The sequence below is a fragment of the Lysinibacillus sp. NPDC058147 genome (assembly GCF_042884205.1).
In the GTDB taxonomy this organism is placed as follows: Bacteria; Bacillota; Bacilli; order Bacillales_A; family Planococcaceae; genus Lysinibacillus.
On the sequence record NZ_JBHVUJ010000005.1, the window covers coordinates 110,863 to 123,825 of the forward strand.

At 37.1% G+C, this 12,963-nt stretch carries 14 protein-coding genes; 10 read left to right on the plus strand and 4 right to left on the minus strand.

The features are described 5' to 3' along the window. Positions 1–140: 140 nt before the first annotated feature. The 4 genes from ACFVT8_RS15990 to ACFVT8_RS16005 are packed head-to-tail and all read right to left on the minus strand — an operon-like array spanning position 141 to position 2,815. Entirely contained in the window at positions 141–845 is a 705-nt protein-coding gene (locus ACFVT8_RS15990) for a hypothetical protein (protein ID WP_387083487.1), read from the minus strand. Continuing rightward, positions 842–1,567, minus strand: a complete 726-nt coding sequence (locus tag ACFVT8_RS15995; RefSeq protein ID WP_387083488.1) for a hypothetical protein — start codon at positions 1,565–1,567, stop codon at positions 842–844. Before ACFVT8_RS15995 ends, ACFVT8_RS15990 begins: the two co-directional genes overlap by 4 nt. Continuing rightward, positions 1,551–2,444: an ATP-binding cassette domain-containing protein gene (locus ACFVT8_RS16000; protein WP_387083489.1), complete on the minus strand. Its 894-nt coding sequence runs from the start codon at positions 2,442–2,444 to the stop codon at positions 1,551–1,553. The genes ACFVT8_RS15995 and ACFVT8_RS16000 overlap by 17 nt, the downstream gene beginning before the upstream one ends. Next, positions 2,441–2,815: a GntR family transcriptional regulator gene (locus ACFVT8_RS16005; RefSeq protein WP_387083490.1), complete on the minus strand. Its 375-nt coding sequence runs from the start codon at positions 2,813–2,815 to the stop codon at positions 2,441–2,443. The genes ACFVT8_RS16000 and ACFVT8_RS16005 overlap by 4 nt, the downstream gene beginning before the upstream one ends. Positions 2,816–3,434: 619 nt before the next feature. Between ACFVT8_RS16005 and ACFVT8_RS16010 the strand changes: the two genes are divergently transcribed. The 10 genes from ACFVT8_RS16010 (at position 3,435) to hisD (ending at position 12,962) form a co-directional block, all read left to right on the plus strand. After that, complete coding sequence (locus ACFVT8_RS16010) at positions 3,435–4,664, plus strand: EAL and HDOD domain-containing protein (protein ID WP_387083491.1); 1,230 nt, start codon at positions 3,435–3,437, stop codon at positions 4,662–4,664. 301 nt (positions 4,665–4,965) lie between these two features. Further along, entirely contained in the window at positions 4,966–5,814 is an 849-nt protein-coding gene (locus tag ACFVT8_RS16015; RefSeq protein WP_387083492.1) for a YitT family protein, read from the plus strand. 51 nt (positions 5,815–5,865) lie between these two features. Beyond that, a complete protein-coding gene (gene cccB / locus ACFVT8_RS16020) occupies positions 5,866–6,186 on the plus strand; it encodes a cytochrome c551 (protein WP_387083493.1) in 321 nt (106 codons plus the stop codon). Positions 6,187–6,385: 199 nt separating this feature from the next. Then, positions 6,386–7,321: an HPr(Ser) kinase/phosphatase gene (gene hprK, locus ACFVT8_RS16025; protein WP_387083494.1), complete on the plus strand. Its 936-nt coding sequence runs from the start codon at positions 6,386–6,388 to the stop codon at positions 7,319–7,321. A gap of 57 nt (positions 7,322–7,378) precedes the next feature. Beyond that, positions 7,379–8,200 (plus strand): prolipoprotein diacylglyceryl transferase, encoded by an 822-nt coding sequence (gene lgt, locus ACFVT8_RS16030; protein ID WP_387083495.1) that lies wholly within the window; start codon positions 7,379–7,381, stop codon positions 8,198–8,200. 12 nt (positions 8,201–8,212) lie between these two features. Next, positions 8,213–8,854, plus strand: a complete 642-nt coding sequence (gene ppaX / locus ACFVT8_RS16035) for a pyrophosphatase PpaX (protein WP_387083496.1) — start codon at positions 8,213–8,215, stop codon at positions 8,852–8,854. A gap of 4 nt (positions 8,855–8,858) precedes the next feature. Next, positions 8,859–9,401, plus strand: a complete 543-nt coding sequence (locus tag ACFVT8_RS16040) for an acyltransferase (protein WP_387083497.1) — start codon at positions 8,859–8,861, stop codon at positions 9,399–9,401. A 443-nt stretch (positions 9,402–9,844) separates the two neighbouring features. Further along, complete coding sequence (locus ACFVT8_RS16045; protein WP_387083498.1) at positions 9,845–11,017, plus strand: ATP phosphoribosyltransferase regulatory subunit; 1,173 nt, start codon at positions 9,845–9,847, stop codon at positions 11,015–11,017. Then, positions 11,010–11,633, plus strand: a complete 624-nt coding sequence (gene hisG, locus ACFVT8_RS16050; protein ID WP_370083617.1) for an ATP phosphoribosyltransferase — start codon at positions 11,010–11,012, stop codon at positions 11,631–11,633. The genes ACFVT8_RS16045 and hisG overlap by 8 nt, the downstream gene beginning before the upstream one ends. A 54-nt stretch (positions 11,634–11,687) precedes the next feature. Beyond that, a complete protein-coding gene (gene hisD / locus ACFVT8_RS16055) occupies positions 11,688–12,962 on the plus strand; it encodes a histidinol dehydrogenase (protein WP_387083499.1) in 1,275 nt (424 codons plus the stop codon). Position 12,963: the final 1 nt, after the last annotated feature.

Sequence of the window (12,963 nt, forward strand, 5' to 3'; positions counted from 1 at the left end):
ATGTGATAAAAAATCACTGAGGACTGTCCTTGTTTTTTTACTCCAACCTTGCGCTTAGAGAGTCAATCAGCCTCTACACTAATCAACTTAATACGCTTTATGAAGGTCATTCCTGATTAATGGTAGTAATCTATTCTTTACTACTCTATATATTGAACAAGACCTTGGGAATCTTCCAGAACCGTACTTCGTGGTATATCGATAACTATGACATTTGAATAAGAATAGTCCGTTTCATATTGTTCACGTTCTATCTCACGATTCATATCTAAAATACCTAATGTTGCATTTATACGAAAATAATTTACTTGTTTTGGTAAAGATCCAATAAATAGCTGGTTTTGTTCCACGTATACGTTAGGTAATGGTACTTCGTCTGAAAGATCAATACCTTCTAAAATGAAAGGAAATTGATAATAGGTAACAAGTGCTTTCCCTGATTCAATAGTGTCATTATAACGTTGTCGAATTTTCAAACTTGAATAATTGTCATCATTTATAACAACAGGTAATTTATTTCCTTCAACGTTAATTTCCCATGTTTTCTTTTTGTAGTCCTCAATTAAATAGGCAGAATTGTATTCTTGATCATATTTCTTGATTTGATCAAACTTTTTCTCAACTTGTTTAATTTCAGAAGGAGAGAGTACTGGTATTGTTGATTCTGAAAAAAAGCTAATATATAGGAAGGCAGTAAGCCCAAGTGCGATGTAACTAGTAATGCCAATCATAATACGCTTAGATGTCCAAATTTTTTTAGTTTTTTTACCTAATTTATTTAGTAGTAGAAAAATAACCGCTACGAGCAGTAGTGGAATAAAAAATAAGAAAAATGTCGCAATCATTTGCGAGACACCTCCGATTTATTAGCAATCCAAATAGTGAGGATAAAGCACAGTAGAGCCACAAGCAAATAAATAACACTAATCATAAGATTGGATAACATTAGTAGCGGACTAAGGTTAATAGACGCTAGTAACATATAAATTAAGCAAAACAGTATAAAAGTAAATACAAATATTTTTACCATTCCTGGCCCCTTGAAGCAGGTGCCTAACAGTAAGCCGATTGCGCCTAATAAACAGATACTACTGAAACATAATAGTAATGTTGAGGGTGAAATAAATAGATTTTCAATAACAAAAGATTTCTTTTCCACTAAAGAATTTCCTATTACTACTTGTAAATAATAAGTCGAAATCATAATGATGACTGCAATAAAACTATAAATAATCATGACTAATATATTTGCAATAGCGCTAGATGTACGACTGGAAATAACGGATAAATCATCAATACGATATGCTTTTGTTGTAAAGAGTATCGCTATAATAAATGCCCATATAGCTGTAACTATAAGAAACATATCGAGTGAGTAAATAGAAAACCGAACATCTAAATTTTCTCGCCCATGACCAGAAGACGCATTTCCGGAGCCATATGTTAAAACTGCAAAAATGATTTGTACAATAACTAAGGAGCTAAGGGCAGAAATATATAATTTTGCTTTCCACTTCACCTGTTTTTTTACAATCGTTTTCAGTGAAATATTAGTCAAAGATTGCATCAATATCACTTCCTTTTTTACTTGTTAAATACTTGCACACTTCACTTGCGGTAAGGGAGGATACCGTAATGCCTTTTGTTCGGAGAATTTCTTCTGAGATAAACAGTTTGCTAGTATCTACTATTACCGTGGTCATTCCTGTCACAATTTTTTGAGCGTAAACTTCCGTTTCAGAGAGCAGATCTGCAAGTGCATCACTTGGTCCGCGAAGTGATATGAGCTGTTCCTTAAATTCATCCAATGGTGCGTGAGCAATGACAGAGCCCTCATCTATCAATAATATTTCTTCTAAAATAGATTCCATCTCTTGTAAATGGTGACTAGTAATTAAAAATGTTCGTGGAAAGGCCAGGTATTCTTTTAAAATCGCCCTGTAAAAATCTGTACGAATAACTTCGTCCATACCATTCATCGGTTCGTCTAAAATAGTTAGTGCACAGCGACTTACTAATCCGTAAACAAGGTTAAAGGTTGCTAATTGCCCCTTAGATAGTTGCTGATGCTTTGCTGTGAGATCTATCCCTGCATAATCGAGCATGCGATAAGCTAATTCATTTTGCCAATTAGGGTAAAAATCGGCGCCCATCTTGAGAATATCTTCGAGCGACAAGTAATCAGAGAAGCTTAATCGATCATCGATAAAAATCATATTTGCAGCAGTTTGAATATTATTAAAGGGATTTTCATTAAACACTTTGCATGACCCAGTTGTAGGCTTAATATAGCCTGCAAAAATATTAAGTAATGTCGACTTACCAGCACCATTGCGACCAATAATACCGATAATTTTCTCTGCATCAATAGCGCAGGTTACGCGCTGTAGTGCATGACGACGTCCAAAGCTTTTAGATAACTCCTCACATTGAATAATATTCATTCCAATCCCTCCTGTGTTTTTCGAATGAGCACCAACAATTCTTCATCAGATACAAGTAAACGCTTTGCCTCTAATACAATCTCCTGTGCCATTTTCGTTAGTATTTCGTTTCGACGTTTTATTAAAATTCGTTCCTTTGCATCCGTAGCGACAAACATACCTAACCCCCGTTTTTTATATAAAAGTTGCTCTTCAAGTAAAATAGTCAGCCCTTTACCAGCAGTAGCAGGGTTTATATTGAATAATTCAGCTAGCTGATATTGAGAATAGACCTTCTCGTCGGCCTGTAATCGATCGGCAATAATTTCGTGCTGTAACCATTCAGCAATTTGAATATAAATCGGTGCTGCACCATCTAGATGAACGTGCATCGAAAAACCCCCTTTCATTTCTATGTAACATAGTGCATTAGTGTTGTAATGTACTATAGATTGGAAATTGGTAAATGTCAATATAAAAAGAGAATTTCTTACAAACCTACTTACCCGCAGAAGCAGAGCGAACACCCGCGAAGCAAAGCAATACCCGCGGAGGCAGAGAAAATACCCGCGGAAGCAGAGGAAATACCCGCGGAAGCAGAGGAAATACCCGCGGAAGCAGAGGAAATACTCACGGAAGCAGAGGAAATACTCACGGAAGCAAGGCAAATAAGGAAGGATTGAGTGAATTTGAAAATGATAGGTCGGAAAATGGAATAAATAATTTAGATAAGTAATTAGGAATTTAAGGTAACAATTTTGGAGGCTCAGTAATGAGGATATGTCGATTGGTATGAAGACAAGTCGACTTTTTGGGGATACCGTCATAGTGGATCATCGGACTTCTTTAGCTGGAACGAAAATTCACCATGCTATGTGATGATTTGTTTTATTGTATATGATGTTAATTCATGTTAGACGACTTTTAGACAGTTACTTGAATGATAAGCAGATAATACTGAAAAATGCTATAATAATATTACTAATAAATGGAGAAATGGGGGGAGACAAAATGGAAGTATTTATCGGCAGACAGCCTATTTTTAACCTTCATGAACAAGTCGTTGCGTATGAATTATTATATCGTAGTAAAAATGTGAATGCTTTTCCGATGGTCGACTCAGATGCTGCAACTATCGATGTACTAGTAAACTCATTTCTTTCAATTGGCATCGAAGAGGTAACAAAAGGTAAACCTAGTTTTGTTAATTTTACAGAAAACTTGCTTATGAGTCACTTAAATGAATACTTAAATCCATCGCAAGTTGTTATTGAGATTTTAGAAGATGTCCCTATTACATCTCAGTTAGTAGAGAGAGTCATTGAGCTGAAATCATATGGGTTTAAAATTGCATTAGATGATTTTATTTTGGATGATAAGGTACAAGTTTATGATGAGTTATTTCCTTATATCGATTATATAAAAGTTGATTTTTTATTGTCACCATTACTTGAGCGAATGGAAATTGAAAACAAAGTGAAAGAAAATTTCCCTCACATAAAATTACTAGCTGAGAAGGTCGAGACACGAAATCAATTTGAAGTAGCAAAGCACTCTGGCTATGAATTATTTCAAGGCTATTTTTTTGAACAACCTCAAATCATTGCAACAACCGATATACCTGCTAATACTATTCAATATTTATATATTATTACGCTATTAAAAGAAGAGGAACCGAATATACAGTTATTAGCTGATAATATTGAGCGTGATATTTCATTAACGTATAAATTATTGCAAATGATTAATAATTCAGAGATGCGTTCTAAATCCAAGGTTCGTTCGATCAAACAAGCGATTATATTACTCGGTGTTCCAAATTTACGAAAGTGGATTTATTTATTAGCGATGCGAGAAATAGATATGAATGCTGATAATGATCTTTTTAAAGAAGTTATGCGTACATCATTATTTAGAGCAAAAGTATGTGAGAAATTAGCCAAACTATCCTATAAGAAAAACTTCTCTGAATATTTTTTAGTTGGGATGTTTTCATTGATAGACACTTTGTTGCAAAGGCCTCTGACTGTAATTTTACAGCAGCTACCTTTTTCAGAAGACATAACAGAAACGATTTTAGGTAATCAAACTGAAATGACACCTTATCTGGATTTCAGTATTGCATTAGCTAAGTTAGATTGGTCTACTTTAGAAGAATTAGCTCCACAGCTCAATATGAATTTCACAAATATTGATCTTTTATATAATGAAGCAATGGAGTGGGCAGAAAAATCTTTATAAAAACAAGGGCCAATAGGAATCGCCCAGTCCTCACTCCAATCAACTAATCTACACGACAATAAATGTCATCTGCAAATTCCAGTAATGAACTAGAGAATAAGAAATAAGCTATCTAAAAATTTGCTCTTTAAGGTAGCTTATTTTTTTGTGTTTTCAAATTAATTGTCATAAGTGTAATTCATAATGCAAATTATAAAAATACATATTCCCTTCATCAAGACGAAGTTCTCAATGCGAAGACTATTTGCTATAATCATCTCGTCTTTAAAAAATTCTGATAGTTGAAGTGGGCGTGGGGGAAATGAATCAAATTCATGATGTACGGGAAAGCGTTATGGAGTATGTGTACGTTATAGTAGGAGCTGCAATAATTGCTATTGGCTTCAATGTATTTTTACTACCAAATCAAGTAGCTTCTGGTGGGGTAAGCGGGATCAGTACAATTTTACACGGTTTATTTGGTTGGAATCCTGGTTTTGTACAATATGCATTCAATATTCCATTATTTATAGCGGGTGTATTATTTCTTGGGAAAAAATTTGGAATCAAATCGTTTATTGGAACGATAACATTACCGTTTATTGTATTACTAACGAACAGTTGGGGGCCTTGGACAGATAATCCTTTACTCGGTGCGCTTTTTGGGGGAATTGTTGTCGGTTTAGGAATAGGACTTGTCTTTAAGGGGAATGCTTCTACTGGTGGCACTGATTTACTGGCGCAAATTATTACAAAGTATACCGGAATATCGCTTGGTACAAGTGTACTTTTAATTGATGGGATTATCGCAATTAGTGCAGCAATTGTTTTTGACTTGGAAAAAGGTTTATATGCCCTGATTGGTCTGTATGTCACTACAAAAACGATTGATATTATTCAGCTAGGCTTTAGTCAGTCTAAAATGGTTTACATTATTACGATGAAACAAGATGAAGTGCGTGATGCCATTTATGCCGAGATCAATCGAGGAGTGACAAAGTTGCCCGCAATAGGTGGCTATACAGGGGAAGCACGGCCAGTACTGATGGTTGTTGTTTATCAAACCGAATTCACAAAGCTGAAACAACTCATTAAAAACGTTGACCCATCAGCGTTTGTGATCGTTTCTGATGCATATGAGGTGTTAGGAGAAGGTTTCAAACGTGCATAATTTTGGTATAATGTCGGGGAAAGATACTTATTTACTTTAGGAGGGGCCCTAATGAAAAAGGCAATGTTAACATTAGCGATTGGTTCAGCAATCTTCTTAGCTGCTTGTGGCGGAGGTAAAACATCAACAACTGAAGGTACTAAAACAACTGCTCCAGATGGCGAGACAATTGCTATGAAATCTTGTATTACTTGCCATGGTGGTGAGCTACAAGGCCAAGGAAGTGCACCAAAAATTAGCGATGTAGGCGCTCGTTTATCAGAAAAAGAAATTTTAAATGTTATTGAAAATGGTAAGGGTGCAATGCCTCCTGGTATTGTTAAAGGTGCAGATGCAGAAGCAGTTGCCAAATGGTTAGCTACTCAAAAATAAAACGAAATGAAACTAGCGGGCTGGAGAACCGCTAGTTTTTTATATTTTATAGAATTTTTAGTCAGTGCAGACAGAGTGTAAATACATTTCTTTTATACATAGACATGCTAAAATAAGGTGAAACTGCAATCATTATGCTGATTGCTAGTTAACGCAGGACAAAACATATTCAATTCCTTTGAATGGAGGCTACTTAACATTGGTCGTAGTATTAACAAGAGACGTTATGGAGAAATTTAAGTTAGAACTATTAGCTGGTGAGGAAGGAATAGGAAGAACGATTGTTACTAGTGATATTTCAAGACCAGGGCTCGAGATGGCGGGGTATTTTACGCATTATCCAGCAAATCGAGTACAATTGCTTGGAAAAACAGAACTTTCTTTTTTTGAAATGCTACCTGCAAATGTGAAACTGGAGCGCATGCGTCTACTGTGTTCGCAGGATACACCAGCTATTATTATTTCTCGTGATTTAGAGGTACCTAAGGAACTTATTCAAGCGTCCAATGAAAAACATGTACCTGTATTTAAAACACATATGACAACAACGAAATTTTCGAGTAGGTTAACAAACTATTTAGAAGGTCGCTTAGCACCAATGACTGCTGCTCATGGAGTTTTAGTTGATGTATATGGCATCGGTGTTCTAATTATCGGAAAAAGTGGTGTAGGGAAAAGTGAAACAGCACTTGAGCTTGTTAAGAAGGGGCACCGGTTAGTAGCTGATGATTGTGTGGAGATCCGTCAGGAATCAGAGAATTTTTTAATTGGAAGCCCACCTCCTCTTTTAGAACATTTACTCGAAATTCGAGGTATTGGTATTATCGATATTATGACACTCTTTGGAGCAAGTGCGGTACGACCGTACAAACGTATAACATTAGTGATCGAATTAGAAATATGGGATCCAGAAAAAGTATATGATCGTCTAGGTTTAGAGGAAGAAAAAATGAAAATCATTGATACGGAATTAACAAAGTTAACGATTCCTGTAAGACCTGGACGTAACGTGTCTGTTATTATTGAAGTAGCAGCAATGAATTATCGTTTGAAAAAGATGGGTGTTAATGCAGCAGAGGAGTTTTCTAGACGATTAGATGAGGTAATCTCATCGACAGATGAATTGGACGACTAATCGTTCTGATTAGAATTCATTGCAAATGCAATGAATTGATTAAGAGAGGAGCATAAGATGGACTTAGTATTATTACAAATTAATCCGATCGCTTTCCATTTAGGGCCTATCCCTGTTCGTTGGTATGGGTTACTAATCGTATCGGGTATTATTTTAGCTTATATTGTTGGACAAAGAGAGGCTGTTAAGAGAGGATTACCAGAGGACTTTCTTGCGGATTTATTACTATGGGCTGTTCCTATATCCATAATTTGTGCACGTATTTACTATGTTACGATGCGTTGGGATTATTATAGTGAAAATCCTGGGAAGATTATTGAGATTTGGAATGGTGGTATCGCTATTCACGGTGCTCTTATTGGTGCATTTTTGACAGCTTACATATTCACTCGTAGAAGAAATATTAGCTTTTTACAAGTAGCGGATATTGCGGCACCGAGTATTTTAATTGGACAAATAATTGGCCGATGGGGCAATTTTATGAACCAGGAAGCTTATGGTGGTCCTGTATCACGTACATTTTTAGAACATCTAATGCTGCCGGACTGGATTATTAATCAAATGTATGTAGAAGAATTAGGGACATACGTACATCCTACTTTTTTATATGAATCCGTTTGGAACTTTATTGGGCTAATTATTTTATTAGTTTTACGCAAAGTAAATTTAAATCGTGGTGAAATATTCTTCAGCTATTTAATTTGGTATTCAATCGGTCGCTTCTTTATAGAAGGCATGCGAACTGATAGCCTTTATTTAGTAGGGAATTTACGCTCAGCTCAGGTTGTTTCGATCATAGGTATCGTAGTAGGGCTTGGTGCAATTATTTACCGACGTATAAAAGTAAAACCTGCAGTAAAGTATTTAGATAATAAATAAGGGGTGCAAAGCATGACTGTAAAGGCATTACTATTTGATTTTGATGGTACATTACTCAATACAAATGATTTAATCATTCAAACATTTATGCACGTTTTAAACGAGCGATTTCCCGGGCAATATTCGCCAAAAGATTGCCTGAAATTCCTCGGACCGTCCTTAAAACAGACATTTACTGACATTGCTCCTGGTGAAGAGGATGCAATGGTTGCAAAATATCGTGAATATAATGAATTACATCACGATGAGCTTGTCACTCAATATCCTGATGTTGTATCAACTTTAGAGCAATTAAAGGCTATGGGTATCAAATTAGCGATCGTGTCTACAAAGCGTAATGGGATGATTGACCGTGGTCTATCTGTACTAGGTGCAAGTCATTTATTTGATATCCGTATTGGCACGGATGATGTGAAAAATGTAAAGCCTGACCCAGAACCAGTTTTGCTTGCTCTTGAACGCCTTGGTGTAAACAAGGAAGAAGCGATTATGATTGGCGACAATTCTCACGATATTGAGGCAGGGCACAACGCTGGGGTTAGAGCGGCTGGTGTAGCATGGGCTTTTAAAGGTGAGGAATACTTACAGCAATTCAAGCCGGAATATATGTTGCATCATATGACGGATTTATTTGAAATTGTGAAAGCGGGGTAAGTAAATGGCACGTAAAACAGAACGCTACCGTGTCGAAGGAGCAAACTCGCTTTGGAATATTTATGATACGGTGTCCTTTTGGAAGGTGATGAAGTGTTTCATTGTCATTCAAATTGGACGCTTCACACCATTTTTACGTGTGAAAAACTGGTTGTATCGAACTTTATTAAAAATGGAAATTGGTGAACAAACTTCCTTAGCTTTAATGGTCATGCCAGATACAATGTTTCCGGAACGTATTCATATCGGTGACAATACCGTTATAGGCTTCAATACGACTATTTTAGCGCATGAATATTTAATAGAGGAATATCGTCTGGGAGATGTTCGTATTGGTAACGAAGTGATGGTTGGTGCCAATTCAACGATACTACCAGGCGTAACGATAGGTGACGGTGCGATTGTGTCAGCTGCAACCCTTGTCCATAAAGATGTGCCAGCTGGCTGTCTAGCTGGCGGTAATCCTATGCAAATTATTTATACCGCTGAACAAATGGCGGAGCGCAAACGCAATGAAGTAGTGGAATGGTGCACACCGAAAAAATAATAAAATCTACACTGTGCAAGCTTTAATATGCACAGTGTTTTTTTATTGGAAAACTATTGTAACAATGAAATGACTCTCCGACAAAATGAGGATTAACACGCATACGATTTAACAAAATGTCACCCAACTTCTGAATTTTATCGGAACACTTTCATGAATTATTGCCCAACTTTTGAAATTTATCGACTAACTTTCACGTTTTATCACCCAACTTCTGAATTTTATCGACATCTACCTTTTGTCTAAAGGTAAGGAGGGCTCTACTGAATAAAGTTTCAATTTATTTATTTTCGAGTATAATTAACAGAATAATCAGTGTTTAAATTATTTGATAATTTAAACAAAGTTGCATTGACTGAATGGGATAAATAAGTTAGAATTCTTTCATAATCTAATTCTCTAATACTCTAGTGAGTTAAAGTGAAACGTTAGGAAGTGTCAAAATGTCGTCGATTAAAATGTTTGAGAAACCACTAGGAATGCGCGATACATTTCCGCAAATTTTTGAAAAGGTAGAGGCTGTAAGAAATACAGGGCGAGATTTTTTATGCAAAAGAGGCTATGAATTTATAAAAACGCCCGCAGTAGAGTATTTTGATACAGTCGGTAAAGCATCAGCGATAGCCAACGCACAATTATTTAAATTAGTAGATGGCCAGGGCAACACGTTAGTACTACGACCTGATATGACAACACCGATTGCACGTGTAGCAACATCAAAATTATTAAAAGAGATGATTCCCTTACGCCTTGCTTATTTTGCTAGTGTCTTTCGCGCACAGGAAGCGGAAGGTGGACGTCCAGCAGAATTTGATCAGATGGGGATTGAGTTAATTGGAGACAATTCTGTTTTTGCGGATGCTGAGGTTATTGTTACAGCAATGGAGTTATTAAAGCAATTTGGATTAACGGAATTTAAAGTGACGATCGGTCATGCAGGTATATTAAATTGTATTTTACAAGATTATACAGAAAGCGTTGAACAACAAAATATACTTCGGACGCTACTTGTACAACGCAATTACGTAGGGTTTGAAGAAGCGGTAGAATCATTTGATTTACCTAAAACAAAATCCGATGCATTATTGCAATTTATTGAAGAAGCAATACATTTAAAAGAAATTCAAGATATTGAAAAATATGTGCGGAAAAATGACGCATTAGAATATATGCAACAGCTCGCTAAGCTACTTGAAATGGCAAACTTAGCGGATTATGTAGCCTTTGATTTTACACTTTCTAGTCACATGAGCTATTACACAGGCATGTTATTTGAAGTATTTGCAACCGGCAGTGGTTTTCCATTAGGCAATGGGGGACGCTATGACGGATTGCTGGAGGTATTTGGCTCAAAAGTAGGCGCTACAGGTTTTAGTATTCGCGTTGATCGCCTATTAGAAACGATTGATGCGCAATCTGATGAACGACGAGAAGCTACAGTTGTGCTATTTGAGGAAAAGCAATTTGAAGCGGCTCTTGCAAAGGTACAGACGCTACGAGTAGCCGGTAAACAGGTTACCTTACAGTTAAGAAGCGGCCTTGTCGATGAAGCAGCATTTTTAGCACATTTTACAGAAGTAGTTGTGGTGGGACAGGAGGACGTTGACGGTGAATGAATTAACGATTGCTATGCCGAAGGGACGCATTTTTGACGAGGCATATCAGATGCTTTTAGAAGCTGGCTTTAATTTACCAGAAGAAGTTGAAATGTCCCGTAAATTAATGCTTGAAATTCCAGAAGAGAAAATTCGTTTTATATTAGCAAAACCAATGGATGTTCCTGTTTATGTTGAGCACGGTGTAGCGGATATTGGTATTGCAGGTAAAGATGTTTTGTTAGAACAGCAACGAGAAGTGCATGAATTACTGGATTTAAAAATAAGTACTTGTTATATCGCATCAGCAGGCTTACCTAATACAACGATGAATGAAATTGCACCGAGAATAGCGACAAAATATCCTAATATTGCAATGAAATATTACAAGGGTATTGGAGAGCAGGTTGAAATTATTGAGCTAAATGGATCGATTGAACTGGCGCCCATGATTGACTTAGCAGATCGAATTGTTGATATTGTTTCAACAGGCCGGACGCTGAAAGAAAATGGCTTAGTGGAGTATGAATTTATTACAGACGTATCATCACGATTAATTGCCAATCCGGTAAGCTATCGTATGAAGAGCGATCGTATTATCGATCTTGTGAAACGTTTGAAAAAATGCGTTAAATAAAAATGTCTACTGTCTGGAAGAGGCACATTCCATGATTTAAAGGAGATTAATCCTATGAAAATAACAAAGCTAGAAAAAGGTATTTCTTTAAAGAGACCACTTGAAGGTGGAAATGAAGAACAGTTAAAGGTTGTGCGTCAAGTATTAGCAGACGTTCGAGCACAAGGTGACGCAGCTATACGTGTTTATACAGAAAAATGGGATGGTTTTGCCCCTGATCATTTACGCGTAACGAAGGAAGAAATCGAAGAGGGTGCGAAATCGATTGATCAACAGCTTTATGTGGATTTAACAGAAGCAGCTCAAAATATTCGCTTTTATCACGAACAGCAAAAGCGTTCTGGTTATCGCTTAGAGCTTAAAGATGGCTCGTGGCTTGGGCAACGAATTACTGCGATCGATGCAGTAGGTCTTTATGTTCCTGGTGGTACAGCAGCATATCCATCTTCGGTCTTGATGAACGTTATTCCTGCACAAGTAGCTGGTGTCAAACGCATAGTTATTACATCTCCGGCAGGTCGCGATGGAAAATTACCTCCAGGTGTACTTGCTGCAGCTCGTATATTAGGAGTAGAAGAAATATATAAAATCGGCGGAGCTCAGGCGATTGCGGCTCTTGCATATGGCACAGAGACAATTTCTCCGGTTGATAAAATAACGGGTCCAGGAAATATTTTTGTAGCATTAGCAAAACGCGAGGTTTTTGGTGAGGTAGCTATTGATATGATTGCAGGTCCAAGTGAAATTGCAGTGTTAGCAGACGAAACAGCATTTGCTGATGAAATCGCGGCTGATCTCCTATCACAAGCTGAGCACGATAAATTAGCATGTGCCATTTTAGTAACGACTTCTGAGCAATTGGCTAAAAAAGTAGCTGATGAAGTGGAGAAGCAATTAACGACTTTACCGCGTGAAGAGGTAGCACGTGCATCTATAGAAAACTTTGGTGCTATTTATGTGGCTGAAACGATGGCAGATGCCATAGACGCCATTAATTCGCTAGCGCCTGAGCATTTAGAAATTGTCACAAAAAATGCTGAGGCTGTGGCAGAACAAGTACGACATGCAGGGGGGATTTTCATCGGTCGTTATAGCTCTGAACCAGTTGGTGATTACTTTGCAGGGACAAATCATGTGCTACCGACGAATAGCACTGCTCGCTTTGCAAGTGGTTTAAACGTTGATGATTTTGTGAAAAAATCGAGCATCGTCTTTTATAGTGAAAAAACTTGGGCAGAAAATGCACCGAAAATTGCACGTCTAGCACGTATGGAAGGCTTAGAGGGCCACGCACGTGCAGTCGAATCGCGCGGATGGGAAAAGGAGTAGC